This is a genomic window from Anaerotruncus sp. 1XD42-93 (assembly GCF_009917605.1).
Classification (GTDB): domain Bacteria; phylum Bacillota; class Clostridia; order Oscillospirales; family Ruminococcaceae; genus Anaerotruncus.
The window spans coordinates 1-26,080 of record NZ_QZEG01000002.1; the positions used below are offsets into that span (position 1 = coordinate 1).

General features: G+C 55.2%; 25 protein-coding genes and 1 pseudogene. 13 read left to right on the forward strand and 13 right to left on the reverse strand.

Annotated features, from left to right (window positions below):
* Positions 1–115: 115 nt before the first annotated feature.
* Positions 116–208: pseudogene (locus D5269_RS18980) on the forward strand (IS5/IS1182 family transposase); the annotation flags it as partial.
* 196 nt (positions 209–404) lie between these two features.
* Here the strand turns inward: D5269_RS18980 and D5269_RS00865 are convergent.
* Positions 405–638: a helix-turn-helix transcriptional regulator gene (locus D5269_RS00865; protein ID WP_016315319.1), complete on the reverse strand. Its 234-nt coding sequence runs from the start codon at positions 636–638 to the stop codon at positions 405–407.
* 367 nt (positions 639–1,005) lie between these two features.
* Positions 1,006–1,209 carry a hypothetical protein gene (locus D5269_RS00870; RefSeq protein ID WP_120481658.1) on the reverse strand — a complete coding sequence of 68 codons (204 nt, stop codon included), beginning with the start codon at positions 1,207–1,209 and terminating at the stop codon, positions 1,006–1,008.
* 338 nt (positions 1,210–1,547) lie between these two features.
* Between D5269_RS00870 and D5269_RS00875 the strand changes: the two genes are divergently transcribed.
* The 3 genes from D5269_RS00875 (at position 1,548) to D5269_RS00885 (ending at position 8,189) form a co-directional block, all read left to right on the forward strand.
* Positions 1,548–6,482: an Ig-like domain-containing alpha-2-macroglobulin family protein gene (locus D5269_RS00875; protein ID WP_158604798.1), complete on the forward strand. Its 4,935-nt coding sequence runs from the start codon at positions 1,548–1,550 to the stop codon at positions 6,480–6,482.
* Positions 6,479–7,420, forward strand: coding sequence for an AmmeMemoRadiSam system protein B (amrB, locus tag D5269_RS00880; protein ID WP_120481663.1), 942 nt, complete (start codon positions 6,479–6,481; stop codon positions 7,418–7,420). Before D5269_RS00875 ends, amrB begins: the two co-directional genes overlap by 4 nt.
* A gap of 280 nt (positions 7,421–7,700) precedes the next feature.
* Positions 7,701–8,189 (forward strand): peptide deformylase, encoded by a 489-nt coding sequence (locus D5269_RS00885; protein ID WP_120481667.1) that lies wholly within the window; start codon positions 7,701–7,703, stop codon positions 8,187–8,189.
* Between the two features lie 703 nt (positions 8,190–8,892).
* Here the strand turns inward: D5269_RS00885 and D5269_RS00895 are convergent.
* The gene (locus D5269_RS00895) at positions 8,893–9,600 is read right to left on the reverse strand and encodes a helix-turn-helix domain-containing protein (protein ID WP_016315325.1); all 708 of its coding nucleotides are present in this window, start codon (positions 9,598–9,600) and stop codon (positions 8,893–8,895) included.
* A gap of 131 nt (positions 9,601–9,731) precedes the next feature.
* On the opposite strand from D5269_RS00895, the gene D5269_RS00900 reads away from it, so the two are divergent.
* Together D5269_RS00900 and D5269_RS00905 are read left to right on the forward strand one after the other, a co-directional pair.
* Complete coding sequence (locus D5269_RS00900; protein ID WP_120481671.1) at positions 9,732–10,388, forward strand: histidine phosphatase family protein; 657 nt, start codon at positions 9,732–9,734, stop codon at positions 10,386–10,388.
* Positions 10,389–10,411: 23 nt separating this feature from the next.
* Positions 10,412–11,437 carry a DUF975 family protein gene (locus D5269_RS00905; RefSeq protein ID WP_120481673.1) on the forward strand — a complete coding sequence of 342 codons (1,026 nt, stop codon included), beginning with the start codon at positions 10,412–10,414 and terminating at the stop codon, positions 11,435–11,437.
* 109 nt (positions 11,438–11,546) lie between these two features.
* On the opposite strand, the gene D5269_RS00910 is transcribed toward D5269_RS00905, so the two are convergent.
* Complete coding sequence (locus D5269_RS00910) at positions 11,547–11,798, reverse strand: AbrB/MazE/SpoVT family DNA-binding domain-containing protein (RefSeq protein WP_016315328.1); 252 nt, start codon at positions 11,796–11,798, stop codon at positions 11,547–11,549.
* A gap of 169 nt (positions 11,799–11,967) precedes the next feature.
* On the opposite strand from D5269_RS00910, the gene D5269_RS00915 reads away from it, so the two are divergent.
* Together D5269_RS00915 and D5269_RS00920 are read left to right on the forward strand one after the other, a co-directional pair.
* A complete protein-coding gene (locus tag D5269_RS00915) occupies positions 11,968–12,555 on the forward strand; it encodes a nucleoside recognition domain-containing protein (RefSeq protein WP_016315329.1) in 588 nt (195 codons plus the stop codon).
* Positions 12,552–13,070, forward strand: coding sequence for a nucleoside recognition domain-containing protein (locus tag D5269_RS00920; RefSeq protein WP_120481675.1), 519 nt, complete (start codon positions 12,552–12,554; stop codon positions 13,068–13,070). The genes D5269_RS00915 and D5269_RS00920 overlap by 4 nt, the downstream gene beginning before the upstream one ends.
* Here D5269_RS00920 and D5269_RS00925 read toward each other — a convergent pair.
* The 7 genes from D5269_RS00925 to D5269_RS00955 form a co-directional block, all read right to left on the reverse strand.
* Positions 13,041–13,937, reverse strand: a complete 897-nt coding sequence (locus tag D5269_RS00925; protein WP_120481677.1) for a metal ABC transporter permease — start codon at positions 13,935–13,937, stop codon at positions 13,041–13,043. The two genes, D5269_RS00920 and D5269_RS00925, sit on opposite strands and share 30 nt — an antisense overlap.
* A complete protein-coding gene (locus tag D5269_RS00930; RefSeq protein WP_120481679.1) occupies positions 13,930–14,637 on the reverse strand; it encodes a metal ABC transporter ATP-binding protein in 708 nt (235 codons plus the stop codon). Before D5269_RS00930 ends, D5269_RS00925 begins: the two co-directional genes overlap by 8 nt.
* Entirely contained in the window at positions 14,628–15,560 is a 933-nt protein-coding gene (locus tag D5269_RS00935; RefSeq protein WP_120481681.1) for a metal ABC transporter substrate-binding protein, read from the reverse strand. Before D5269_RS00935 ends, D5269_RS00930 begins: the two co-directional genes overlap by 10 nt.
* The gene (locus D5269_RS00940; RefSeq protein WP_016315334.1) at positions 15,548–15,988 is read right to left on the reverse strand and encodes a Fur family transcriptional regulator; all 441 of its coding nucleotides are present in this window, start codon (positions 15,986–15,988) and stop codon (positions 15,548–15,550) included. The genes D5269_RS00935 and D5269_RS00940 overlap by 13 nt, the downstream gene beginning before the upstream one ends.
* A gap of 192 nt (positions 15,989–16,180) precedes the next feature.
* The gene (locus D5269_RS00945; protein ID WP_120481683.1) at positions 16,181–16,837 is read right to left on the reverse strand and encodes a hypothetical protein; all 657 of its coding nucleotides are present in this window, start codon (positions 16,835–16,837) and stop codon (positions 16,181–16,183) included.
* 371 nt (positions 16,838–17,208) lie between these two features.
* Positions 17,209–18,201, reverse strand: a complete 993-nt coding sequence (locus D5269_RS00950) for an ATP-binding protein (RefSeq protein WP_120481685.1) — start codon at positions 18,199–18,201, stop codon at positions 17,209–17,211.
* 11 nt (positions 18,202–18,212) lie between these two features.
* The gene (locus D5269_RS00955; RefSeq protein WP_016315337.1) at positions 18,213–19,247 is read right to left on the reverse strand and encodes a DnaD domain protein; all 1,035 of its coding nucleotides are present in this window, start codon (positions 19,245–19,247) and stop codon (positions 18,213–18,215) included.
* Between the two features lie 372 nt (positions 19,248–19,619).
* On the opposite strand from D5269_RS00955, the gene D5269_RS00960 reads away from it, so the two are divergent.
* From D5269_RS00960 to D5269_RS00980, 5 genes are all read left to right on the forward strand, one after another.
* The gene (locus D5269_RS00960; RefSeq protein ID WP_016315338.1) at positions 19,620–20,456 is read left to right on the forward strand and encodes a PHP domain-containing protein; all 837 of its coding nucleotides are present in this window, start codon (positions 19,620–19,622) and stop codon (positions 20,454–20,456) included.
* A 21-nt stretch (positions 20,457–20,477) separates the two neighbouring features.
* Complete coding sequence (locus tag D5269_RS00965; protein ID WP_120481687.1) at positions 20,478–20,987, forward strand: DUF6630 family protein; 510 nt, start codon at positions 20,478–20,480, stop codon at positions 20,985–20,987.
* Between the two features lie 186 nt (positions 20,988–21,173).
* Positions 21,174–22,355 (forward strand): malic enzyme-like NAD(P)-binding protein, encoded by a 1,182-nt coding sequence (locus D5269_RS00970; protein ID WP_016315340.1) that lies wholly within the window; start codon positions 21,174–21,176, stop codon positions 22,353–22,355.
* Between the two features lie 16 nt (positions 22,356–22,371).
* Entirely contained in the window at positions 22,372–22,632 is a 261-nt protein-coding gene (locus D5269_RS00975) for a TIGR03905 family TSCPD domain-containing protein (protein ID WP_120481689.1), read from the forward strand.
* Between the two features lie 215 nt (positions 22,633–22,847).
* On the forward strand, positions 22,848–23,405 hold the full coding sequence (locus D5269_RS00980) for a hypothetical protein (protein ID WP_016315342.1): 558 nt from the start codon (positions 22,848–22,850) through the stop codon (positions 23,403–23,405).
* A gap of 109 nt (positions 23,406–23,514) precedes the next feature.
* Here the strand turns inward: D5269_RS00980 and galT are convergent, their stop codons facing one another.
* Positions 23,515–24,492, reverse strand: a complete 978-nt coding sequence (gene galT, locus D5269_RS00985; RefSeq protein ID WP_016315343.1) for a galactose-1-phosphate uridylyltransferase — start codon at positions 24,490–24,492, stop codon at positions 23,515–23,517.
* 40 nt (positions 24,493–24,532) lie between these two features.
* Positions 24,533–25,873: a galactokinase family protein gene (locus D5269_RS00990; protein ID WP_243126530.1), complete on the reverse strand. Its 1,341-nt coding sequence runs from the start codon at positions 25,871–25,873 to the stop codon at positions 24,533–24,535.
* Between the last annotated feature and the right edge of the window lie 207 nt (positions 25,874–26,080).

Sequence of the window (26,080 nt, forward strand, 5' to 3'; positions counted from 1 at the left end):
ATACCGTTTCATATTCCTATTTTCGCTCTTGCCAACGATTTGTGCAATATTTATTTTTCAAACAAGGCCTAATGTCGATATTTCAGAGAAAATCAAGCCCCACCAATGAGAAAGACTCCCTTGGCGCTGGATAGTTGAACGCACCCTCTCCTGGCTCAATCATTTCAGACGTCTCAGTAAAGATTATGAGGTATCCGTCTCATCTGCTGAGACTATCGTCAAAATTTCTCATTTCCATACCTTGCTTAAACGCTTATGAATACAGCTTCTAACTCTGGCTGCGAAGTGCAGGGAGGGATAAATGCAAGAGAAATCCCCCGAAGTGGATGTATCTCATATAGAAGATTCCACTTCGGGAGATTTTTTATTTATGAGCTTTTATAGTATGTAGAACATGTTTTATTTTATTCGATTGATTCGTCCTCCTCCCGGAAGGTAAGAAAGTATTCCATAGGCTTTTGGAATTCCTGACTGATTTTATAGAGAAGAGGGGCGGAAACGGAAGTATCTTCGCTTTTCAGATTTCGTATATGGCGTGCGGAGATATTCAGGCGCTCTGCCAGCAGCTCCTGCTTCAGATTCGATTCCCTGATAACATTACCAAATTTCTTGTGATCAAATAACACAATTTTTCCCATGTTGAAAACCTCCTATTATATAGACTTGCAGCAGACAGGATAGTATCTATCTGCTTTCTATATTAAAAATAAAGAAGATTGGATATAATATACAGGAAATCGACTTCCAATTGTAGAATTTTGTCGTTTTTTCTGCAAAAATTATGCGTATAGGACATAATATGGCTGGCGTAATTCGTAAAAATAAAGAGCAGCCCGCATAATAGGCTGCTCTTCAAACGGTGCTTGTGCAAAAACAGTGCCAGGCAAATACCTGGCACTGCTCACAGATTTTCTTCCTCTTATCAGGCTTGTTTCAGAGATTTTATGTCCTGCGAATGCCAGCTCACGATCTCTTTCAGGACTTCGGTGTCAGATTTGACATTGTTCAGAGTGATCTCCATTCGATCCAACAGCAATTAGCTTCGATGCCACCGTTCTCAAAGTAGATCTTTGCGAATGCAGCTTTGATGAAGTTTTCACACCATGCAACCTTGATTTCTTTCACTTCAGTTGCCTCCTTGTTTCGCCCTTCAACTTGCAATCCTGATTGAGCTCCATCATAACCGTACCGTTCTTTGTTTCTTCGCATTAAAAATCTTCCTCTTCGTCTTCTTCAATATCTGTTTCCTCAAAGCGGTGTTCATCAAAGCCGCCATAAGTGTAGCCGTTGTCAAAATCCATGTGGACTGGCATCTCATCGTCGAATTGCTCTAAAAAGTGAATCAGCCCACCAACTGTCAGGAAGGAGGATGTATCCCGCCGAGAGAGATGAAATTTTTGTGGAAAGGGAAAACAATGTCCCCAAAGCTACCTGAAAATGGTGTATAATAACAGAATCACAAGTTTTGGGATCTGTTTTGCATCCAAGGCCCTGCTTCTTCGATGTCCGAGAGATGTGGAACCGATTCTTTCAGAGGAGGAATGAAAGTGAAACGTAGGTTTCGTCTCCTGCCGTTGATTTTGGCAACGATGTTCTGTATCTTTCTTGGAGGGTGTTGGGGAGCAAAAAGCAGGATTGAGATTGTCCCTGACCGGACCGAGGGCACCGATATCCTGCCGGATACTTCCTTCACTGTCCGGACAGAAGCGGACGTCACACCGGCGCAGCTCCGTGAACTGCTGCGATTTGAGCCGGGAAAGTCTTATCATGTAGAACAGCTGGAAGACGGTGGATTTTCGGTCAGACCGACCGGAGGCTTCGCGCCGGATAGTGAAGCAGCGGTGCGCTACGGCGATCAGGTATTCCGGTTTCATGTGGCTAACCGTCTGACGGTACGCGCTTGCTTCCCGGCGGATGGGAGCGAACGGGTGCCGACCAACACCGGGATCGAGATCCTATTCAACCAGCCTGAAGTGTCATTGCAGATGGTCGACCGGGCGGTGACAGTCGATCCGCCGGTTTCCCTGCGAATTGGCGGAGGCTGGGACAACGGACGATTCAGTTTTTATCCGGAGGAAGACCTCAAGCCGGACACCCGCTACACGGTAACGGTCAATCCGCCGCTCACCTCTCAGAGCGGGGCCGAACTGGCGGAGCCGTTCCACTTTTCGTTTACTGCGGTATCTCCTCAACAGACGATGGCAGAACAGAAATTTCGCATCTCGGGTACGGCAACCAGCATCAACACGCTGACCGACGAGCCGCCGTTCCTGGAGGTCTATCTCGATGAAGATGCGGTAATGGTAGAGGAGGAGCCGAAGGCTTCGGTCACCGTTTACCGGTTTCCCGGATGGGAGCCGTACTATGAACATCTGCTTGGGCTCCAGCAGGCCCAGAATAACTATTACAAACAGGCTCCGTCCACCCTGCTGCTTGATACCGGAGGGCTGGAACAGGCAGCGCAATTTGAAGCCGCGTTGGTGCAGGGAAACTCCAACTGGGCGACAACACGGCTGCTGCTCTTTCCAGAGCCGCTGCCGGAAGGCTGGTATCTTGCTGAGATCGGCCTTGAAGTTGACGGATTCCCGCTCAAGCGGCAGATTCTTGTGCAGTCAAGCGACCTTTCAGTCTTTTTTATGCGGATGTCGGACGACTTAGTCCTTTGGCTCAACGACGCAGCTACCGGTGGTCCGGTGGCGGATGCATCGTTCGAGATGGCGGGCAGCTTTGCGGCGTCCGGGCGGACCGACGCAGATGGTGTTCTGCACATTCCCGATGGACAGTTACAGCTTGAGCGGGGCAGTACATGGGATGGGGTGATGAGCGGAGAAGAAAACAGCATCTTCCGGATCACAGCGGGCGACCGGACGTTCATCGACGCGAGCTTTCTCTATTCGGATCAGACGGTCAGAACCACCGAATATGACCCGCGGGACTATTACAGCTACCTCTACTGCGACCGACCGATCTACCGGACGACCGACACCGTCCGGGTATGGGGCGTTGTGCGTCCGCGAGATCCAGCGGTGGGGATGCCCGAAGAGGTGACGGTGCGCCTGCTGGACGGCGCAGCCGAGCAGACAGTCCAGCCGCAGAAAAACGGTACCTTTACCACATCGCTTTCGTTCTCCGGCCTGCGATCGAACGACTGGGGCTGGCTGGAGCTATGGCTTGGGGACACCTCCCTCTGCAACACTTCACTGCGGGTGGAGGATTTTGTCAAGCCGGTTTACACCACCGAAGCATATACCGATCGGCCGATCTATCTTTCAGAAGAAAATCCATCCGTACAGGTGATCGTGGATGTGACCACATTTGATGGGACGCCCGCCTCCAATCTGGCGGTGAACATCTCGGGCAACAGCGAAGGCCTGGCAGATACCGACAGCGAAAATACCGTTGTCTTGACCGATGCACAGGGCCGGGCGGTCTCCAACAAGCTGATCCTTGCAGACGAGAACAGTTGGAGACCGCAGAGCTACTATTATTCGGTGGACAACGCGGACGCGGAGTCCGAGAGCTTTTCCTATTGGCAGTGGGTGCAGGTCATCCACCGCGACCTGATGCTCCAACCGCGCAAGATTGCGGATGGTCAGGTGGAAGTTTCCGCCAATCGGATCGACCTTTCGCGGGTCACCTCGGCAGAACAGGCCGGTGACGTGGAACTGCTCCGGGGCGCGCCGGTGAGCTGTGAGGCGGAAGCGGAGATCCACCGGGTCTATTTTGAAGCGGAAAAGACCGGCTCCTACTACGACCACATCAGCCATACCCGTAAGGACACGTTTGCCTACCAGCAGCGGGACGAGATCACCGAGACCCGCACGCTGCGGATTGTGAACGGGATTGGGATGCTGGATGGGCTTCCCAGCAAGGAGGAGAACGACTACTATTATCTACTTATGCGTGCGGTGGATTCCCATGGGAATCCGGTGGAGGAAACCTGTATGCTCACCACCGGGGTTTACCGGTATCGGGATGAGGATGGGGAACACCGCTACCTGTTTGAGCGTCTGCCCGGCCCGGACACCGAAATCAAGGATTACTATCAGGCATGGCAGAACGAGTTCCAGGACGGGGAGACGGTAACCTTCCAGCTTTCGGACAACGACCAGCCGGTCGAGTCGATGACCGGACGGGTGCTCTATTCACTGGCACAGAAGGAGTTCGGACAGCCGGTTGTCACCGACCAGAACCATATCACCCTGCCGTTCAGCGAATCACTGCTCCCGAGCTATGCGGTTGCCGGCGGCTATTTTGACGGAAAACATATCTATGCACTGCAAACCAACCAGATGCGGTTTGACCCGGCGCGGCGGGAACTGGAGATCACGCTGACCCCGGACCAGGAGAGCTACCAGCCGGGAGACCCGGTTGTGCTCGAAGCACGCGTGGTCAACAAGCAGACCGGGACGCCTGCCGGGAACGCAGCGGTCGCACTCGGTGTGGCGGATGAAGCAGTCTTTGCGATGCAGGAGCAGTATGTTAATCTTTTAGATGGCTACTACAGCTGGACAGATCATTATGCTTATGTGCAGACCTATACTTCCTACGAACAGAAAAATTATGGAGGAGGTCACGAAAAGGGCGGCGGAGGTGGTCAGAATCCGCGGAAAGCGTTTGAGGATACCGCCTGGTTCGGTGCTGGAGAGACTGACAGCGAAGGGAAGGCAACCTTCCGGTTCGCTCTTCCGGATAACGTGACCAGCTGGCGTACGACGGCTCTTGCCCTGACCGATGATGGGCAGGCAGGCAACACCAGGTCGGCTGTTTCGGCAACACTGCCTTACTTCCTCAACCCGATCGTCAATAGGACGCTGCTCGAGGGCGACGACCTCTCGGTCAGCCTGCGCAGCACCGGAACGGGAATTGCGGCAGAGGACCCGGTCAGCTATACTGCCGAAGTCTTCCGCGCAGATGGGTCGGAAGCCGGGCTGGCTCCGGTAGAAGCAGAGGCCGCAGCAGGGGTCTATACCAATCTCCTGTTTGACGGGAAGTTGTCCGCAGGGGCATATTTTGTGCGGCTCTCCGGAAGCTGTGGGACGTATGCCGACGCGGTGGAGCTGCCATTTACAGTGGAGCGTACCGGGGTTGAAACTGCGCAGATCAGGCAGTTTGACCTGAAGGATGGGATTCAGATTGACGCCCTGCGTTACCCGGTTACCATCCAGTTCTACGATGGAGAAGACAAAACCCTCCATGAGGTTTGGAGCAACCTGCGCAGCTGGAGTGAAGGGATGCGTACCGACCAGCAGCTCGTGCGTTATTATCTGGCGCGGGCACAGAAGGCGCAGGGCGCGGATTACAGCAAGGAGGATTTGGACGCGTTTGAGCTTGGCGGTTACTATGGGATGCTGTCGGTTCTTCCTCATATGGAGTTGGATGAATGGTTCACCCTGCGGGCTTATCTCGCCTTTCCGGATCTGTTCAACCAGAAGGAATTTGCGCGCAACCTCAATGACAGCGGATGCAGTCCTATGTCCTACTGTGCAATGCAGGCGCTGTCCGGTTTTTCCAATGCACGGATGGTGGAGGATTTCCTCAAGTCGGAGCACAACCTCACGCTGACCGACCGGCTATACTTAGGATGTGTTCTAGCCGAGCTGGAAGAGACACAGGCAGCGAAAGAGCTGTATGACACACTGGTAACCCCTGCATTGATTCCGTTTGAGGGGGTATCGGGTGAAAAGGCGCTTGCACTGGCTGCCCCGGAAGGGAGCGGCTTGCAACAGGTCGAATGCACCGCTGCGGCTTCGATGCTCGCATCCGCCCTGCATCTGCCGGATGCGGAAGGGCTGACACGGTACCTGTTGGAGAAAGGGTCGCCGTATGAGCCTTACCTGATTGAGCAGCTCTACTATCTTGGGAAGTTCCGTTCCGCGGAGAAACGGACGGTTTCCTTCAGCTATCAGAAGGATGGTAAACGGGAAACGATCGATCTGAGCAATGGCGAACAGCGGTTTTTGAGTTTCACCAAGGAGCAGCTGGAGAAGGCAGCGTTCCAGGTGGAGTCGGGCTTGGTACAGGCGGATGTCTCCTACATCGGAGGCCCGGAGCAGCTCGATCCGTCCAGCCGCAGGATCGGGCTGACAAAAACGGTGGAGCCGGTCAACGGAACATTCGGCCAGGGGGAGTTGGTCAGGATCACATTGACCCCCGATTTCAGCGGGTTTGACCCGAACATTGGGGAGATCGACGTGGTGATCGATGACATGATCCCCGCCGGGATGCGGTATGAAAAGGCCCAGAACGATCCGCTTGATCTGGATGCCTCTGGCTGGCGTGGCTGGACGCTCGACCGGCGGGAGGAACAGAGGGTCCGATTCCGGGCCTATGGGAAATACTTCTTCAACCGGATTTCTCCGATCGTCTATTACGCACGATGCGTCACCAATGGGACCTATACGGTGGAGAGCGCATATATAAACAGCCTCTATAACGACACCTGGGGGATGAGCGAGCGCTCCGAGGTGGAAATCTCATGAGACGTCTGCTGGCGCTGCTGGCAGCCTTGTTGCTGGCGGGCTGTGGAGATGTATCTGAGCGCAATCCGCCTCAGGTTTCTGCCCTCGAAGGTCCCCCGGAACAGGCAGCATCAGGAGAGGCGAACCGTCCGATGCGCTATTTGCGCAGTCTTTACTATGATCCGGAATTGGTGTCCGGTGGGATTGCATCTCCAGAGCGATATACAGTGGAGGGGGAACTGGCCGGTGGACTGGTGCCCCATCATCTGCTGGCTTCTGACATGATAGCGGGCTTTTTCCGGATGGTGGGGGAGCAGCCTGACCAATTTAACCGGGTTTTGCTGCTCTCCCCGTCCCACTATCCCGAGCGATGCAGCAGTGATCTTGTGATCGCGGCCGCCGGATGGGACACCCCTTATGGAAGGGTGGAGCCGGATTTAGAGTCTGCCGCACACCTGCTCGAAAATCCGGCACTGGGAGTGTTGGATGACCCCGACGCAGTAGAGTATGACCATGGAGTAGCGGGACTGCTCCCGTTTGTCCGCCGTTACTTGCCCGAAGCAAAGCTAACCGCCTGCCTGCTCTCCAATCGTCTTTCCCAGGAGCGCCTATCCTTGTTCTGGGAGAGCGTGGAGGCGCTTTGCAGGGAGGGGGATGTCCTGCTGGTCGTATCGGCGGACTGCTCCCATTATCTGACGCCTGGGGAGTCAGCAGAACGGGACAGGGAAACTGCCTGTGCGATCGAACGTTGTGAGATCGGCCGGGTCCTTGGGTTCACCGACAGCAACGTCGATTCCCCACAGTCGTTGAGCACGCTGCTCTATCTTGTGCAGGAACAGGAGCTGACAATGGTACGGCTCGGGCATTCCAGCTCCCCTGAGAAGCTGCCGCATGCGGATGCCAATCCAATTTTTGAGGAGGGGATCACCACATACTTTGTCTATGCTGCGATCCGGTGAAACGGCCTTTTTGGATGGTAACGATTTATAAAAAAGAGCCGGCGTGGGATGAAACCACGCCGGCTTTTTTATTTTTCATGGGGTACGTTCACGGTCTCCTGATTCAGTCGACTTTACTGGTGAAAAAACGCAGCGAAACCTTGCACTCAAGGCTTCGCTGGGCGTTGAAGATTGGATCATTTCGTGGTACAATGAAACCAGAGGCTCCAAATTGGCTGTGAAGCCCAATAAGACCTGCGCACTTTAGCCTGAAAGCAGTAAAACGGGAGGAATAACAGCGATGATGCAACCCATCCTTTTGCTCGGCGACCCGCGTTTATACGAGAACAGCAGCCCAGTCAGTCAGGAAGATTTACCTAATCTGCGGCGCACAGTAGAAGACCTGCATGATACCCTGATGGCATTCCGTGAAAAATATCACGCAGGACGTGCGATCGCCGCACCACAGATCGGGGTTCCGAAACGGCTGATCTATATGTATATTGACCGTCCGGTGGTATTCTTGAATCCAACACTCGAGTTCCCCGATCCAGAACGGATGGAGCTTTTGGATGACTGTATGTCATTTCCCGGACTGCTCGTGAAGGTAGAGCGGTACCGGCGGTGTACAGTTCGATGCCGCGATCTTGATTGGAGAGAATGCTGTTTTACATTCGAGGATGATCTCTCCGAGCTGATCCAGCACGAGTACGACCATCTGGACGGCATCCTTGCGACCATGCGTGCGGTCGACAAAAGGTCGCTGTTTTTTAAGCCAGCATCCCGGTGAGCGTCTGCCGGACCCGCTCAAGGTCCTGATCGCAGAGGAGCGGCAGAAGTTCTGCGAGTGGTTCGGGCTCGAAATCCCACCAGCGCAGGCGCAGCAACAGGTCGATTCACCCGTCATCGAACCGCTTGCGGATCGGATGGGCCGGATTTCCGCCAGCAATGGTATCTGGTTCGATATTGATGGAGACCACCGATCGCGCTGCAATCATCGCCCCGTCCCCGATTTAGACGCCTGGTAGAATCAGGAATTCCCGTCCAAACCAGACGTCATTTCCAACCATTGTGTCCCCTTTTCTTGGAAGAGCGGGAAGATGCGGCGGTGTATTTTCTTCCCAGACACCGCCAAATACGTTGAATGGGTAGGTGGTGACACTGCCGGTGCGGTGATTTTTTTCAAGCCTGCGGCGAGACCATCGCAGGCGGCTGCGTATAGCGGCCCTGCTTCAGATTACATAGGCCATCCGATGCGTCAAGCGTGCGGCCGAGATTTTTGCCCGCCACTGAAAAACGGATATGTTGTCTTTCAGTGCGTTGGCCCTATCTTTCGCAGTCACCTCCATACGGATTTTGGAATGCAGTTGCAACTGCGTGTTTTTTTCTCAGTTCTTTCACCGTCGAAAATCCTCCTGTTTTTTAAATTTTCTGCACAAAAATGCCATAAATGCACCGCATTTATGGCATACTGAAAAGGGAAGCGGTGGGATTCACTTTCGGGTCTGGCCCGGATAGTTTACCCGGGTCTCGGCGTTCTGGATCAGATTGAGCAGGGATGAGGCAAACAGCGGGTATGCTTTGGAAAGCCCCTCGGTGGTGACCATAAGAGGCTCAAGATCCTTAATCTTTTCCATATCCACCGCCGGATCCCCTTTCGAGATCGAGAGCGCATTGGCGCAGTGGATCTGCATGGCGGCATCGGCATACTGCTGGGAGACCGTATCTGGAATGGTAAAAAGCGCATTCTGGTTGCGCGGATTCGCGCTGTAAACCAGCCGAAACATTCGGTAGACCGCTAGCATCAGAAACGAAGAAACCTCGTTAATCAGCGGCTTGCAGTTGCTCTTGGCGAGCAGGTCAAACAGAATGTTCAGCGAATTTGCGATCAGCTTCTTATTGAGCACTGGAAGAACACCGGCACGAAAGACATTCTCTTTCCCTACCTGCTCCGGCTCGGGAATCTCTTCGACAGTGATCTGTGAACCAGTACGGTCGGGGGAACGTCCAAGCAGGTAATCGCACGAAACCCCATAAAAGTCGGCGCAGCGGAGCAGGAAATCCAGCCCGCACTCCCGGATGCCCTTTTCATAATGGGACAGCAATGCCTGTGAAATACCCAGATTAGATGCAGCCAGTTTTTGGCTGATGCCCCGCTCTTTGCGCAGCAGGGTCAGGATGCGCGGAAAATCAGCGTTCATTGTCTTTAACTCCTCAAAAACGGTTTGCTCTACATAAAGTAAATTATATAACACCAAAAACGATTTGTAAATACACTCTGTCGAATCTTAGAAATATTTGTAGATTAAAAGCAAAAAAGGTGGTAAATTTTATGCTAACATACAAAATACACATCCTCCGACATGGCTTTACACAGGCGAATCTCGAAGGGCGGTACATAGGCAGCACCGATCTTCCGCTTTGCGAGGAGGGACGCGCGCAGCTTTTGGCGCTGCGGGAACGGTGCGAATATCCGCGGGTTGACCGGGTGTATACCAGCCCGCTGGCGCGTGCCAAGGAAACCGCTGAACTGCTCTATCCGGACCGATACACCGAAGTGGTGGACAACCTTCGGGAACTGGATTTTGGGGAGTTCGAAGGCAGGCAGATACACGATCTCGAACGGGACCCGGCCTTTCGGGAGTGGATTGCGTCGCCCGAGAGCGCCCGGACTCCCGGCGGTGAGAGCGGGGAGGAGCTGAAACAGCGCGCAATCCAGGCGATCGCGTATATCTTCGGACAGATGATGGAGATGCGGATCTCGTCGGTTGCGGTGATTACCCATGGCGGGCTGATTATGAACCTGCTGGCCGCGATGGGGCTGCCTGAACGCAAGATGGTGCAGTGGACCGCCCTGAACGGCAGGGGATACACACTGCTGTTGACAACCCAGATGTGGATGCGGGATCAGAAGTTTGAAGTTTATTCTCAGATTCCATACGAGCCGAACGAGGTTGAAGAGCCTCTTTTTATTGATTTGGAAGATTGAACAATGCAGGGGGACAAAACAGGATGTCTTTTTATAAAACGGTGAAACAAAATGCAAAACGTGCGCTTGCGGGGGGATGGGGGAAGGCGATCGGCCTGATGCTGATTGCCGCGCTGCCGCTCTCGCTTGTGCGTATCCTCGAACAGGTGATCCGCTCGATGGGTGGCATTCCTGCCTATGTAGACTACCGCGGCACGCCCGGGCTGGCGTTTGATGATCTGGCGAACGTCGCGTTCGCTTCGGTATTGCTCACCCTGCTGACAACCCTGCTGGCGTTTATCGTCGAGCGTCCGCTCTGTCAGGGGATCGTCCGCTGGTACTACCGGCGGACCGGAGGAGAACAGGATGGGGTGGATGAAGCATTCCACTATTTTGAGACCGCTGCCGCGTATGGCAGGGCGCTCTGGCTACAGCTTCAGATCTGTCTGCGGCTGTTTTTCTGGAGTGTGCTGGTTTGTACACCGTTGACCGGTGGAGCACTCTTTCTCGGCCTCTACAGCGCCCGCTATGGCGCCCTGCCCCGCCCGGCAGAGGTTGGGGTCCTGTTGCTTGCGTTGGTCTGGATCGTCCTTGCAGCCCTTCTGCTGGCGTTTGTGCGGCTTCGCTATTTTCTTGCTCCCTATCTGTTGGCGGCACACCCCGAAATGCGGGCCAGAACTGCGATCAAACAGGGGATACGATATGTGTACGGCTATAAGGCGGAGCTGTTTGGTTTTTTCCTGCGGTTTTTACATTGGTGGACTCCTGCTGTCATAGCTGCTGTGCTGACCGTTGCATGGCCGTTCCTGCCGTTTGGGCAGCCGTTCCGGAATCTGACCGGTATGCAGCTCACCCTTCTGACAATTCAGGGCGGGCTATGCGTTTATCTGCTTCCGTATATGCGGATTTCGTTTGCGGTCTACGCCCGGTATCTGATCCAGCACGCCGAGGAGGATGGAGACGGGGTAAATGACCCGAGCGCCGATGCGGAGGATGGAGAAGCGAATGCGACACGGGAATATGAATCCCTACAGATACCGTTCGGGCAGGCGCCGGAAGAGGCTGAATAAAGGGCCTTCATGGGTATTTTTGTCGCATCAATGAGCAGAAAAAAGAGGACAGGGCTGATGCCCTGTCCTCTTTTTTCCCCCATCCCGTTGTATGTGCATCAAACATTTTTTAGCCTTGCCGGGCTTCGCTCATGGATTTTGCACACTCGGAACACACATTTTTCCCTTTAAAGTTGATGATGTCGTTTGCACTGTTGCAGAAGATGCAAGCCGGCTCATACTTTTTGAGAATAATATGGCTGCCGTCCACGTAGATTTCAAGGGAGTCTTTTTCATTGATGTCGAGTGTACGACGCAGCTCGATGGGAAGGACAATACGACCCAGCTCATCTACCTTGCGCACGATGCCTGTGGATTTCATACACAAATAACCTCCTATCCATTTTTTGATACCTGTTATCTTTAACAATATATCCTAAAATTGCACAAATGTAAACAAATTTACGTAGAAAGTTTTTCTTTTTGGAGGAATAGTAAATATTCAACAATCAAAAGTGTATAAAATGACGAAACTTGGAGGGTAAAAAAGTATGATGAACTTCATTTTTTCAGGAATGCTGATTTTTTCATTCGTTTTTGCGGTGCTCACCGGGCGGGTTGATCAGCTTTCCCAGTCGGTGCTCAAACAGGCGGGAAACGCGGTAGAACTGGTTTTATCGCTGCTTGGGATGCTCTGCCTGTGGGGCGGAATCATGCGGATTGCGCAGGAGTCAAAATTGACTGAAAAATTAAGTAAAGCGCTTTCTCCCGTCACCGGACGCCTTTTTCGCGGTTTAAAACCGGGGGGACGGGCGATGCGCGCGGTCACAATGAACCTTGTGGCGAACTTTCTCGGGCTGGGAAATGCCGCAACCCCGCTCGGAATCCAGGCGATTTGCGAGATGAGAAAGGAGCAGGGTACGAAGGGGACAGCAACCAATGAGATGGCGATGTTTGTGGTGCTCAACACAGCGTCCCTACAGCTGATTCCCACCACTACTGCCATGCTGCGGATGCAATATGGCTCTGCTGCACCGTTGGATATTCTGCCGGCGGTTTGGCTGGCGTCGATCGGTTCGATCACGGTAGGCGTTGTGATGGCGAAAACACTCGAAAAGGTTTGGAGGAAATGCGGATGATGCAGATCGGCTCCTATATTGTGCCTTTGGTCGTCGTGATGATTGTTGGACATGGGCTTTCCAAGGGCCTGTCGGTATTCGACCTGTTTATCGAGGGGGCCAAAGACGGCCTGCTCACAGCAGCACGCATCCTGCCCGCTCTGGTAGCGCTGATGACCGCTGTAGGGATGTTCAAAGCCAGCGGAGCGCTCGACCTGCTCTCCTTTGCGCTCGAGCCGCTGGGAAAGCTGTTCGGTTTGCCGCGTGATCTGCTCCCGCTCGCACTGCTCCGCCCGATCTCAGGCAGTGGGGCAATGGCAATTTTCGATGACCTGCTGCGCATCCATGGTCCCGACAGCCTGATCGGACGGATCGCCAGCGTTATGGAAGGTTCTACCGAAACCACATTCTACACGATAGCGGTCTATTACGGCGCGGCGGAGATCCGGCAGACCCGGCACACGGTTCCCGCTGCCTTGAGCGCCGATCTGACCGGTTTTTTCCTGTCAGCGCTGCTGGTCCGGATGCTCTTTTGAGGAAGGCCGATCCTTCCGGATTTTCGAACGGCCTTCGGGGCGGCGCAGGACCCTGCCCCGAAGAGCCCCCACCAATGCGAAGAGCAGGAATGCAACCAGATTTGCGGCTACGATCGAAGCACCCGCGGGGGTGGAGAACGCAAACGACGCGACCATCCCACAAAAAAAGCAGATGACCGAAACCAGTGCGGAAGAGATGACCACCCCTTTGAAGCTGCGGCAAACCCGCATGGAGGTCAGTGCCGGGAAGATAATCAGGCTGGAAATCAACATTGCCCCCATAATCCGCATCCCGACAACGATCGTAACCGCAGTCAGCAGGGCGATCAGAAGGGTATACCCGCGGGCGTTGACACCGGTCGCCTGAGCGAACGCCTCATCGAATGTGATCGCAAAGATCTTGTTGTAAAAGAGGATAAACAACAGAAGCACCGCCGCTGACAGCACGACCGAAGCCGCCACATCTCCGACCCCCATCGCGAGGATGCTCCCGAACAGATACCCATACACATCGGTGTTCATCCCAGAGGTCAGCGAGGTGACAATGACACCGATTGCGAGCGAGCTGGAAGCGATCAGGGCGATCGCAGCATCCCCTTTGATCCGGCTGTTCTCGCTGATCCGAAGCAGCAGAAAGGCCGCCAGCACCACAACCGGTGCGGCAACGGCAAGCGGTGCGAGCCGCATTGCCATTGCGATCGAGAGCGCGCCGAATCCGACATGGGACAACCCGTCCCCGATCATCGAATACCGCTTGAGTACCAGGCTTACCCCGAGCAAAGCGGAACAGAGTGCAACCAACATGCCGACAAGCAGTGCCCGGTTGAGAAATCCGTAAGAAAACATCTGTGAAATCAGTTCAAGCATGGTGGCCACCTCCCAGAAAACGCCGGCCAACCGCACTGTCCGGATAGTCCTGTGCCGGTCCATAGAAGAGCACGCCGGTGCCCATATGCAGGATTTTGCCCGCGTTGTGCACTGCACAGGTGATGTCATGGCTGACCATCACCACAGTGACCCCCTCCAGATTGAGCTGGCGGATCATTGTGTATAGTTCGGAAGTCACGACCGGGTCCAGACCGGTCACCGGTTCATCAAGCAGGAGCAGCTTTTCGGTGGCGCAGAGCGCGCGCGCCAGCAGGACGCGCTGTTGTTGGCCGCCGGAAAGGTCTCGATAGGATTTTTTACGCAGTGCCCCGACTGAAAGGCGTTCCATATTTCGCTCGGCGATCTGCCGCTCGGCGGATGAATAGAATGGGCGCATCCCCCGCCGGTTGAGGCAGCCCGAGAGCACCACCTCGTAAACCGAAGCGGGGAAATCCTTCTGCACCACGGTCTGCTGCGGCAGATACCCGATCATCCGCTGTTTCAGCCCCTCCCCATAGGAGATGCTGCCCGCGTCCGGCGTTTTTAGTCCCAGCAGGCCCTTGAGCAAGGTGCTCTTGCCCGAACCGTTTTCCCCTACAATGCAGACGTAATCCCCCGCTTCGATCTCAAAGCTGACATCTTCCACTGCCAACCGGTTTTCGTACCGCAGGCTTAATCCTTTGCAGGCAATCAGCGCCATTTGTTCAGCCCCTTTTTGAGATTTTCCGCGTTCTGCCGCATCAGAGAAAGATAGGTGGCCCCCTCGGCAAACTCCTCCTGCGAAACATTGTGGCAGGAATGCAGCAAGAGCATCTGCGCACCGGTTTCATCCGAGATCATCCGGGCAACTTTTGGATCGGTCAGCTCTTCGTAAAAGACGGTCGGAATCCCTTCGCTGCGGATCGCGTCTATGATCTGTGCCACAGCGCCCGCGCTCGGCTCGGTCTCCCCGGAGCAGGAGTCGAACGCCGCTTTCCAGCGCAATCCGTACCGCTCCGCGAAGTAGGTGAGCGCAAACCGCCCGCCAAATACCAGCTCTTGATATTCCGCCTGTTCAACCGTCTGCATCAAGAGCTGGTCGAGCTGATCCAGCTCGGCCTTGTAGCTGGCAGCGTTGGTCTGATAAGACCCTGCATGTGCCGGATCGACCCCGCAGAGCGCCGCAGCAAGATTATCCACCATCTGCATCGCCCTGGCCGGGTCGGTCCAGATATGCGGGTCAGCTCCGCTGTGGGTGTGACCATCGTGCTCCGCCTCCGGGTCGATTTCAGACAATGGGATATTCTGTGAGATGTCCAACACGGTTGGATTTCCTTCCAACCCGTCAATCAGATTTTCCGCCCACGGTTCCATCTCCGGGCCGGTGTAGATAAAAAGGTCTGCGTTGTTGATCCGGATGATGTCCGCCGGGGTCGGCTCAAACGAGTGGCTTTCCACGCCTGGGGGGAGCAGAAGGGTCACTTCGGCAAATGTTCCCGCAATCTGCCGCGCGAAATCGTACTGCGGAAAGAGGGTCGCCACAATCTGAATCCGTCCATCCGGTTTCTCCTCTGACATTTCTGCACCCGAACAGCCGGACACCAACAACGCCATTGCCAAAAACAGCGCTATCAGCCTGCGCATACCGGCACCCCCTCCTGTTTGGCTGCGCAGAGCTCGCACAGCCCATATAAAACGGTTTTGGTATGGTCGATCGCGAACCTGTGATGGCTGGCGACATGCTGCGCCACCTCGTCGAGGTAACTGCATTCCACATGCAGCAGCACTCCGCAGCCGATACACTTCAGATGAAAATGCTCGCGGCAGCGCTCCTCACCGCCGGCATATTGATAACATGCGCCGGTCCTCTCCTCCAGAAAATACCGCCGAACCAATCCCTGCTCCACCAGCCGGTCCAGATAGCGGTATACAGTCGATTTTCCAACCGGCTCTCCCTGTCCCCGCAGATGGTCAACCACCTCGTCTACCGAGAGGTGACGGCCGGCGTTTTCGGTCAGCAGGCGTAAAATCCGTTCCCGCTGACGGGTTTTGTAGCCCCCGATTTCAGACATCCTTCTACCTCCTGTGAAGTGAAAATCAAATGCACCTGTTTTGGAGTGCTTTGACTATGAAATTGAAAATCAGATTCAATTTTAACCGGTGTCCCCCTGTTTGTCAACCAAAAAAGCGCGAAAAACGTCAGGCAAAAGCAAAGAAAAAAGGAGGACGCCCCCAAAATGAGAGCGTCCTGAAGCCGCAGCGATTCAATCTTTTTGGGGCTGCATCCGTTTGACCCGTTTTTCCGGCAGCTTTGCAGGCTGAGTGGATTGCTGCTCGGAAGCGGCCTGATTGCCGGATGATTTCAGCTGCGGCGAATCCGCGTTTACCGCAGCCGAAACGGTTTCCTGTACTGCTTTTTCGGCGAGAATGTAGGTGCCGGGGGTGCGGGTGCGGATGTCGAAGAAATAGTTTCCATCGTCGTCCGCCATTGCTGCAAAATCGCCGCTCACATCGGTGAGGGTGTCCCCATCGACCTCATAAATTTTCAAACGGTACCAACGGTCGGCAAGACCGCCATCGACCTCCTCGCGATAAGGGCTGAAAATCCGTACGGTCGGCAGGCTGGTAGACGGGATCCGCCCGTCCACCACAAATTCGTAGTAATACGCCTCCTGATCGGCAAACAGGTCTTTGAATTTACAGTCATCCATGTCGGTATTGACATTGAAATAGAACTGATCCGGATCGTTGTCCGCATAGAAGTGAATCCCCGCGACCTTGGTATCGCCGCTCCTGATCGTCAGTGCGACCTCTGAACCTGCACGCGGTTTCACAATCCCGCCGCCATCCAGCGCAAATGCGGAAATGCTTAACCCCAGGGCCAGCCCTGCCGCAACAACCGCGGATAGAATTTTTTTCATACGATTTCCTCCTGTCTGTTCCACGCAAAGGGTCTGTTGATTTGTTTGCCAGATGCAAAATAGAACCCGTTTGGCGGCTTTCGCTGCGGCCAAAGGGCCACAGGTTTTAGAAGCATTGCTTAAAACCCGTATCCACAACCATTCGACACCGTCTGAGCGGGTCTTTTGCCGGCCTGCCGCGTTGAAAAATCTTGCAATACACAAAGTATTGTCTGCGTTTTTTCGCCTTGCAGGGCAGCAAAATCCCTCGCCCATCCGGCATCCTCTGATTATGAATACAGGTTCTTCATGCTTTTCAAGTGCTTCGATTATAGCAGATGTTTGTGTCTATTTCATGAACATAGCTCGGAATCAGAAAATGGCGGCCGGTTTCATCTTCCGAACCGTTTGCGCATCCGGATGTCCTCCCCGTAAAACTGCAATGGCCGGTAGGTCGCCAACAGGCGGGAGAGGATGCGGTCCCCGTACCGCTCGCGCAGGATGGTCTCATCAAAGTTGGTGTTGATGACGGTCGGGCGCTGGAGGTTGAGCCGCTCGTTAATCACCCCATAAAGTGCCGCAACAGTAAAATTGGTCGAGAACTCTGCGCCGAGGTCGTCGATAATCAACAGATCGCAGCCGAGCGCCATCGACTGGTAATCGTCCGTTTCGGTGCTGTTCCGCGAGAACTGCTGCTCCTGTAGTTTCCCCAGAAGCCGATGGGAGGTGGTATAGATCACACCGAACCCCCTTTGGATCACCGCTCCGGCGATCGCGAGTGAAAGGTGGGTTTTTCCCAGGCCGGTGCCGCCGCAGAGCAGCAGGCTTTCGCTTTGCAGGGAAAAACTGCGGGCATAATCGACGCAGATCGAGAGGACTTTTTCCATCGCGCGCTGCGGAACGATGTTGTAGGGGCCGACCGGCTGGGTTGGGTAATAGTCAAGCAAAAAGTTGTCAAACCGGCAGTCACGGATGCCGGAACAGTCCCCAAGCTGTTCGTAGGCGGCCTTGCGAAGCAGCTCCGCCATACAGTCACACTGTTTTTCCACAATATAGCCGGTGTCCTGACAGCGTGGACAGGTGTAATGCACATCAAGGAAATCCGGCTCCAGACCAGCGGCGGTGAGCAACTCTGTCCGTCGCTTTTGCAGGGCGAGGTTCTGCTCCTTCAGTTGGGCGATCAGGTCAGGCGCGCGTCCTCCGCCAGAAATCGCCGCCTGTACAGCCGCAAGCCCGGTTGAGGCGAGCGAGCGTTCCAGCTCGGCAAGCTCGGGAAGAGCGGCGTGAAGCGCCGTCCGGCGTTCCTCCGCCTGTCGAATAGCACCCGCCCGGCGCGCATCGAGCGCCTGCTGTGCTTTCTGGTAGGTTTCTCTGGTATAGCCCATCGGTTCGCCTCCTAGTCGCGGAATTCACTGTGCAGCATCTCATGCAGCCTGGACATGTCGATCGAGGAATCGCCGCCGGTCCGGGCGGACTTGTTCTGCGCCGCAGACGAACGGGAGGTACCCGCATTCAGATCGTCCAGCGCGGCCTTGATGGTGGAAATCCCCTTGGATTTCCAGGAGGTAAGAAGCTTGTCCGCATAGGCAAAAGAGGCTTTCCCGGTATTTTCGACCGACCGCTCGCAGGCGAGAAAGAGGATTTTTTCGTCCAGGCCGAGGGCGAACCACCGGGCAACATACTCTTTTTCCTTGGAGGTCAGCCCGCGCCCATAGAGCTGGAACGCCCGGACAATCTTGGACTCGTTCTCATTGTCCCGTGTCAGCCTTACGATCTCCTGTTCGACCTGCTCATGGGTAGTGATCCCCAGTTCGATCCAGGAAGCAGCGGTTTTTTCCACAAAATTCATACTCTTATGACCGATCGAAACACAGTATTGCAGCAGCATCAGAACAACATCCGGATGCAGGCCGTAATAACTGCAAAGTGCGGTAAGAATCTCGCTTTCGACCGGGGTAAGCGGTGCGCCGAGCACCTGCTGGGCCTCCTGAAGGAGCTGGCCAATGGTGGGATTAGCGCTGGAAAGTTCGGCAATGTCTTCCCGCGAAATCTTCGGACGGGAAGAGATCGTAACCAGTTTCTGTCCTGTTTCGGTATTTTTCCGTTCCGAAACAACGGCGGGCGCAGAGGCTGCGGGGGCGGGCGCCTGGGCGGAAGGCTCCGGGCGAGCAGGCGCGGGGACAGCCGGACGGTTGGAATCCGAGACGATGCCCGCGCCGATCCAGTAGCCGAGCGCGTCGGTGATGTCAGCGGGAGAGATATTGAGCTGGGCGGAGAGCCATCCGGCATCGACCGGGACGCCCGGATGGCGCAGCATAACCAGCAGAATTTTTAGGGAGAGTGGGGAACACATTCGGATATGGTCATCGACCACCGAAGCGGGTACGGCAAAAACCGAAGACCAGATACCGGAATCAATCATATAAGACATGGCAAACTCCATATGTATATTATAGTATATCGTAGTAAGAACCGTTCAGGAAGGAAGAGCGGAAATCCCGTTTTTGACGCAAACAGGGAAGACGCTGTACTGACGGCAGCCATTTTTCGCCCTGCATCTGTCTGTCCACAGGCCGGAAAAATCCGCCTTCGGGTTCTCTTCTGCGAATATTATAACATATCCAGCCGAAATTTACAAAATATAAGTTGCGAAAAATCCGCAAGCCGTTGTATAATAAAAAAAGACTATATGCTGAAGCACTTGAAAAATCGGAATGATTCTTTTCAAGCCTGCGGCAGGATGCCGACAGCAGGCCAGCTTCAGATCATAATGGTCAGGGTTTGCGGGGACAGGGGGTCAAAGATGATCGGAGATTTGCATTGCCACACAAGAATGTCGGACGGCGCGCTGGGGGTAGATGACCTGATTCTCTACGCCAGACGGGGCGGGCTGGATTTCGTCGCGGTGACCGACCATGATACTATGGCCGGGGTACGCCGGGCCGAGCAGCTCGGCAGGCGGTTCGGGATCGGTGTGATTGGAGGTGCAGAGTTTTCCGCCTGGGACAGCGCGCGGGGACGCAAGGTGCATCTCCTCTGTTTGCTGCCGAAACGTCCCGACCGGCTGGAGGGGACCTTCCGCCGTACGCTGGAAGGCCGCGACCGCGCGATGCGCGAGAGCATGAAAAAGGTGATGCGCTTTTTCCCGGTGACAGAAGAACACATCCTGCGCCACGCACAGGGGGCGGCTGCGGTTTACAGCGTGCACATTATGGCTGCCCTGCGCGACCTTGGTTATACCGAAAGCCTTTATGGGGACCTCTATCGGGAGCTGCTCCTCGGGCCGGACGGGAGCTGCTTTGTACGGCAGGAATATCCCGATGTGCACGAGATTGCCGGTCTGATCCGGAGTGCGGGCGGGATCTGTATCCTTGCGCATCCGTCCTCCTATGATTCGATCGACCTGATGCAGGAGCTTGCCGAAAATGGGGAGATCGACGGGGTGGAACGGTACCATCCCCGTGTAAAGGAAGAGGACATCCCTGTAATCGACGCAGTGGTCGGTCAGTATCAGCTGATCCCGACCGGCGGCACCGATTTCCATGGCGGCAATACACGGCATCCCAGTCCGCTGGGCAGTTGTTTGACCATGCAGGAGCCGCTTGAGCGGTTGTTCCGGCTTTCCAAAAGCCGGAATTGATTGTGGGAAAGGATGGATCGTATGACAGAGGAAGCCAGATTGCAGATTCTGGAGCAGATCGCCGGAATCATTACCGGGGATGACCAGCGGGCAATGGAAGAGGTCCGGCTGTGCACCCGGGAACCGCAGGTCTACCAGCAGCGGTACCGCGGCAGATATCGGGAACGCGGTATCGACCTCCCGGATGCAGCGGGAAACGATCTCCAGTGGCTGGGAGTGGCGGACATCCTGATCGAGCATGGGTATGCCGCGGAGCGGGACTGGAAGGACGAAAAAGAGGATTTTATATACTTTTTATCCCAGCTTCGCCCGTTTGCAGCGCTTGGACTCTCAATTCAGGAGGACGAGCTGGACGAGGACGATGGCATTGATGCATGGTGCGAAATTCTGGCGAGGCAATGGAGCGCGGAAAAGGTCCGTGTAGCTGACTTTGGGATCGACAGCGACAGTTACGTACTCTTTCTTGCCGGAGAGGAGCAGCTTTCTGCGCTGCAAAAGCTGGCAAAGCAGATCGGCCAGTGGATCACATGATGCACGCGGCGTATAGAGGAATCTAAGAACCCGTATTCACAACCGTTTCATACCGTTTGGACAGGTTTTAGCCTGCTGCGCTGAAAAACCGCATAGCAGACTTTTGCCTTGCAGAGTGGTGAATCCCCCGCCCATACGGTACCTCTTGCTTATGGATACAGGTTCTAAAATACTGGAGGAGACAGAATGGACGTAAAAGAACAAGCACTGCAAAAGCATTATGAATGGCGGGGAAAGATCGAGGTGGTTTCGCGTGCGCCGATCAATACCCGGGAGGATCTTTCTCTTGCGTATACGCCGGGGGTGGCGCAGCCCTGTCTTGAGATCGAAAAGGATGAGAGCCTTTCGTATACGCTGACCCGCCGCGGCAATATGGTGGCGGTCATCACCGATGGCACCGCTGTCCTGGGGCTGGGAGACATCGGCCCGGCGGCTTCGATGCCGGTTATGGAGGGGAAATGCGCGCTCTTCAAGGCGTTTGCGGATGTGGATGCGTTTCCAGTCTGCATCGACAGCAAGGATGTCGATACGATTGTAAACACAGTCAAACTCATTTCCAAAAGCTTCGGAGGGATCAACCTCGAAGATATCTCGGCGCCGCGCTGCTTTGAGATCGAGCGGCGGCTCAAGGAAGAATGTGAAATCCCGGTATTCCATGATGACCAGCATGGCACCGCGATCATCGCGAGCGCAGCGCTGCTCAATGCGATCAAGGTCACCGGCCGGGAGATGGGCAAGCTCAAAATCGTGATTAACGGTGCAGGTGCGGCCGGCATCTCGATCGCCAGGCTGCTGCTCCGGATGGGATTCGGCGAAATTGTGATGTGTGACAAGGACGGTGCGCTCTATGATGGCGCTCCCGGTATGACCGTCCCGCAGGCGGAGATGGCGAAGGTCACCAACCATGCCGGACAGAAAGGTTCGCTTGCAGAGGTGCTTGTGGGCGCGGATGTGTTCATCGGGGTTTCCCGTCCGGGGCTGGTGACCAGGGAGATGGTTGGCTCAATGGCGGACAAACCGATCGTCTTTGCGATGGCGAACCCGGTTCCCGAGATTATGCCCGAGGAAGCCAAGGCGGGCGGCGCGGCGGTAATCGGCACCGGGCGTTCCGACTATCCCAACCAGATCAATAATGTGCTTGCATTTCCGGGCATCTTCAAGGGGGCGCTGGCAGTGCGTGCGCGCGGCATCACCGAGGAGATGAAGGTCGCTGCCGCAAAAGCGATTGCCGAAATGGTTTCTGCATCCGAACTTTCCGCTGACAAAATTCTGCCCGACCCGCTTAACAAGGCAGTCGCCGACAGAGTTGCCCAAGCGGTTGCGGAGGAAGCGGTCCGGACAGGCACTGCAAGGATTTCAGCAGAGTAAGGAGAGACAGGTTTAGATGAGGTTTGATTATCGTACAAAAGGTGTTTGCTCGCGGGTGATCCACATCGAGGTGGAAGACGGTATTGTGCGCGAGGTTGTGTTTGAGGGCGGATGCCCGGGGAATGCGCAGGGGGTCAGCAGGCTTGTCCAGGGAAGGCCGGTGGCTGAGGTGATCGACCTGCTGCAGGGGATCAGATGCGGTTTCAAATCCACGTCCTGCCCGGATCAGCTCGCCCGCGCACTCGCGGAGAATGCGGGCCAGCCTGTTTCGGAATAATCTTTTCGCTTGAAGCGGCGGAGCAGCTTTTGCCGCAGCCTGCTTCGGAATTTCAGGCTTGATGTGATCCTGCGGCCTTCCGGTGTGCAGAGTGCGGTCCAGGATACGGCGCTCTATGAAAAAAGCCTTCGCCAAAGATGCGAAGCAGGTTCTGGATGTATGGGAGCATACCTTTGATAATAAGAACCGATTTTTTGAGGGAGGAGGGTTCCAACATGCGTTGTGACGACAGCGATATGAAGATTATGCCCGAACGGGTGTCCAAAGTGTTCGATTCTGCGGAGGGTGCGGCGGTCGCCTTTGCCCGGGAAAAAGCAAACGGCAACATGGATAAGGCGCGTGCGCTTGGCCTCCGGTTTGCACAGGAACTGATCTGCAAGGAAGGGGGGCTGACTTCGTTTGGGGTAGGGGCGTTCGACGATGCGCGGACGGTTACCCAACGAAAAATCCTGTTTTCCTATGTGGTCAACCAGGTGATTGCCGACCTGTTCCCCAATTCGATTGTAGCGCAGTCGGCGATGTCATCGTTTTATAACAAGATCGAACAGGAATCCCCCGAGACCAGCGAGATGCTGTTCGACTCGGTGGCGTTCACCATGTATATCCTGACAGCGCGTTCCTCCCCGAGCGATCCCAAAGCAATCGGGGAGGTGTTCGCCCGGCTTTGCCAACGGGAGGACGATCCGCTTTTTGTGCGTTATGGAATGGAACTTGCGGAATATTTCACCCTGCGCTGCACCCAGACGGTGCTTGAGGCGGGGCTGATCCGGTGACTGGCCACAACAAACGGTCTCAAAAGAGGGTTACCGGTTTTTGGGCGTTTTACGGACAGGCAAAAAACAGCGGGCGCAGAAGCGTCCGCTGTTTTTGATAGAATCAGGATCAGTCTTTCTGGTTCTCGAGGAACCGTTTATAGGCCTGCCGCAGCTCTTCGGCGGTGACCTCCGGGCAGGTGGGGTTGCAGTGTGCCCACGCGCCCGTCTCGGAGGAGGCATTAAACTTGATCTTGTCCGCCGACCGCATGGGCGGGAAAAATTCAATATGGAAATGGTAGGTTTCGCTGTAGTCGCCGCTGTTGACCGGCGCGTTATGCATACACATCATATAGGGGAAACGGAATCCGAACAGGCTGTCGAGCATCCCAACCGTTTGTTTGATCGTGGCTGCCAGCGCCGCGCGTTCTTCCTTGTCAAAATCGGTGATGTAGCATTTATGCGCCTTGGACATGATGTACACCCCGTACGGATATTCGGTAAAGAACGGCAGGAAGACAGTGAAATGCTCGTTCTCAAAGATGATCCGGCGGCCGTCCTTGCGCTCTTCTTCAAGCATATCACAGAACAGGCAGCGCCCTTTTGCGGTGTGGTGCTGGTTGGCGGACGCTGTTTCCAGCTGGATTTTTTTGGGGATAAAGGAATAGCCGTAGATCTGGCCGTGTGGATGCGGCATGGTCACGCCTACCGCCTCGCCGCGGTTTTCAAACAGGAACACATATTTGATCTTTTCGTCCGCGCGGAGAGCATCGAACCGCTCACACCACAGATCGACCAGCTTGCCCATATGCGCGTCACTCAGTTCGGGCACAGTGGTAGTATGGCCCGGCGAGTAGAGGACGACCTCGCATTTGCCATAAGCAGGTGCGGTTTTGAAAAACTCGTTCGATACATCGTCCGGCTCAGGGGGCTGCTGGCTCAACGCAGGGAAGTCGTTGTCGTACTCGTAGACCTCATAGTCATCCGGGACTTTGCCCGAACCCGGACAGAACGGACACCAATCCTTCGGCATCTGCGGGCGCGCCTGACGGTGGGAAGCGATCATGACCCAGTCCTGGGTGAGGGGATGCCATCTCAATTCAGCCATATTGATTCCTCCATTGTTTCAATCGGATTTGTACCGTTTTTTACCGGCCGGTTTTATACAGGTCAGGTGTCACCTTCACCCCGCCAACCGGACGGATCGAAAGTACGTAACAGCTGCCCTGGCCGAATACCGATTCGATGCCGGACCGATAGTCTGAGAGCAGGCTGTCGGGCACGAAACACTGGATTGTCCCGGCGAAGCCGCCGCCATGCACCCGCCATGCACCCTGCCCGGAGAGGATCTGCTCGCTCGCCGCCAAACCGAGCGACAGGCCCTGTTCATCGGGATTCTTGCAGGTGTAAACGTTTTGCAGGTACATAAACGAGCTGTGCCCGCTTTCGATCACAAGCTGTCTGAAGTGGTCAAAGTCTCCCGCTTCGAGCGCGGCAACCTCCTGTGGGACCCGCGCATCATCCGCGAAGAAGTGCGCCGCACGCAGCAGGGCGCGGTCGGTACAGCTTTTGCGCAGCTCACCGATCTTTGCATAAAACTCCGCTGGGGAGACCTCTCGAAGCACCTGTTTGCCGAACTGCGCGGCAACCGATTTCATCTCGGCGGGCGCGGCGGCGTAGTCGCCGGTCAGATCGGCGTGGTTTCCGCCGGTATCGACAATGCAGAGCTGATACCCCGACTTGGAGAAGTCAACCTCCACTTTTTTGACCTGCGGATGCGCGACATCCGCAAAATCAATGGTCACAAATCCGCCCACCGAAGAAGCGGTCTGGTCCATCAGCCCGCTGGGCTTGCCAAAGTAGACGTTCTCGGCATACTGCGCAATCTGTGCAATCTGCACCGCCGATGCTTTCTGTCCCGCGTAAAAGTGGTTGAGGATGGTGCCGACCAGGACCTCGAACGCCGCCGAGGAGGAAAGCCCCGAGCCTTTGAGCACGTCGCTGGTGGTGTAGGCGTCAAATCCGCCGATCTCCATCCCCAGCTCCCGGAACCGCGCGGCAACCCCGCGGATCAGCGCAGCGGCACAGTTGGTTTCTTCTTGCCGGACCGAAAGATCGGAAAGGTCGATGGTATCCATTGGGTAGCCGGCCGACTGGATGCGGATAACGCCTTCGTCGTTTTTGCCGGCGACTGCGATGACATCAAGGTTGACCCCTGCCGCGAGCACCCGTCCATGCTGATGGTCGGTGTGGTTGCCGCCCACCTCGGTACGTCCGGGCGCGGAAAACAGTTCGGCTTCCCGTTCCCCGAACAGCCGTTCAAATTCCGCTGCCGCGCCGGCATAACGTTCGGCCTGACGTGCCGCATCGTTTTTATAAAGGTATTCGAATGTGCCGGACAGCGCGCCCGACCGGATCTGCTCCTGCAACTCTTTGGTACGCATTGTTGTCTTTTCCTCCATCCCGCGGGCGGCTGAAAACAGAGCCATTCCGGCCTTCCAGCCGGCCCAAAACGGAATCGCTCTGGATTGCACCGCCAAAAGCAGATTTTGTGTGATGGCGGGAGCTGCCCGCCTCGTGAAAACAACCGGATGTTTTCAAGTTCTTTCCTTATATCGTAGCGCATTTTAAACGAAATTTCAACCTAAATTTTTCCCTTTTTGATGGATTTTTGTTGCAGTAAAATCACCGGCAGC

Coding starts and splice junctions, on each gene's coding strand:
- D5269_RS00935 (WP_120481681.1), bottom strand. CDS start 15,560: ATGCGCAGGCTGATAGCGCTGTTTTTGGCAATGGCGTTGTTGGTGTCC.
- D5269_RS00920 (WP_120481675.1), top strand. CDS start 12,552: ATGATGCAGATCGGCTCCTATATTGTGCCTTTGGTCGTCGTGATGATT.
- D5269_RS00900 (WP_120481671.1), top strand. CDS start 9,732: ATGCTAACATACAAAATACACATCCTCCGACATGGCTTTACACAGGCG.
- D5269_RS00870 (WP_120481658.1), bottom strand. CDS start 1,209: ATGCGAAGAAACAAAGAACGGTACGGTTATGATGGAGCTCAATCAGGA.
- D5269_RS00865 (WP_016315319.1), bottom strand. CDS start 638: ATGGGAAAAATTGTGTTATTTGATCACAAGAAATTTGGTAATGTTATC.
- D5269_RS00905 (WP_120481673.1), top strand. CDS start 10,412: ATGTCTTTTTATAAAACGGTGAAACAAAATGCAAAACGTGCGCTTGCG.
- D5269_RS00960 (WP_016315338.1), top strand. CDS start 19,620: ATGATCGGAGATTTGCATTGCCACACAAGAATGTCGGACGGCGCGCTG.
- D5269_RS00885 (WP_120481667.1), top strand. CDS start 7,701: ATGATGCAACCCATCCTTTTGCTCGGCGACCCGCGTTTATACGAGAAC.
- D5269_RS00910 (WP_016315328.1), bottom strand. CDS start 11,798: ATGAAATCCACAGGCATCGTGCGCAAGGTAGATGAGCTGGGTCGTATT.
- D5269_RS00930 (WP_120481679.1), bottom strand. CDS start 14,637: ATGGCGCTGATTGCCTGCAAAGGATTAAGCCTGCGGTACGAAAACCGG.
- D5269_RS00955 (WP_016315337.1), bottom strand. CDS start 19,247: ATGTCTTATATGATTGATTCCGGTATCTGGTCTTCGGTTTTTGCCGTA.
- D5269_RS00975 (WP_120481689.1), top strand. CDS start 22,372: ATGAGGTTTGATTATCGTACAAAAGGTGTTTGCTCGCGGGTGATCCAC.
- D5269_RS00965 (WP_120481687.1), top strand. CDS start 20,478: ATGACAGAGGAAGCCAGATTGCAGATTCTGGAGCAGATCGCCGGAATC.
- D5269_RS00925 (WP_120481677.1), bottom strand. CDS start 13,937: ATGCTTGAACTGATTTCACAGATGTTTTCTTACGGATTTCTCAACCGG.
- galT (WP_016315343.1), bottom strand. CDS start 24,492: ATGGCTGAATTGAGATGGCATCCCCTCACCCAGGACTGGGTCATGATC.
- D5269_RS00980 (WP_016315342.1), top strand. CDS start 22,848: ATGCGTTGTGACGACAGCGATATGAAGATTATGCCCGAACGGGTGTCC.
- D5269_RS00970 (WP_016315340.1), top strand. CDS start 21,174: ATGGACGTAAAAGAACAAGCACTGCAAAAGCATTATGAATGGCGGGGA.
- D5269_RS00940 (WP_016315334.1), bottom strand. CDS start 15,988: ATGTCTGAAATCGGGGGCTACAAAACCCGTCAGCGGGAACGGATTTTA.
- D5269_RS00915 (WP_016315329.1), top strand. CDS start 11,968: ATGATGAACTTCATTTTTTCAGGAATGCTGATTTTTTCATTCGTTTTT.
- D5269_RS00895 (WP_016315325.1), bottom strand. CDS start 9,600: ATGAACGCTGATTTTCCGCGCATCCTGACCCTGCTGCGCAAAGAGCGG.
- D5269_RS00990 (WP_243126530.1), bottom strand. CDS start 25,873: ATGGCTCTGTTTTCAGCCGCCCGCGGGATGGAGGAAAAGACAACAATG.
- D5269_RS00945 (WP_120481683.1), bottom strand. CDS start 16,837: ATGAAAAAAATTCTATCCGCGGTTGTTGCGGCAGGGCTGGCCCTGGGG.
- D5269_RS00950 (WP_120481685.1), bottom strand. CDS start 18,201: ATGGGCTATACCAGAGAAACCTACCAGAAAGCACAGCAGGCGCTCGAT.
- amrB (WP_120481663.1), top strand. CDS start 6,479: ATGAGACGTCTGCTGGCGCTGCTGGCAGCCTTGTTGCTGGCGGGCTGT.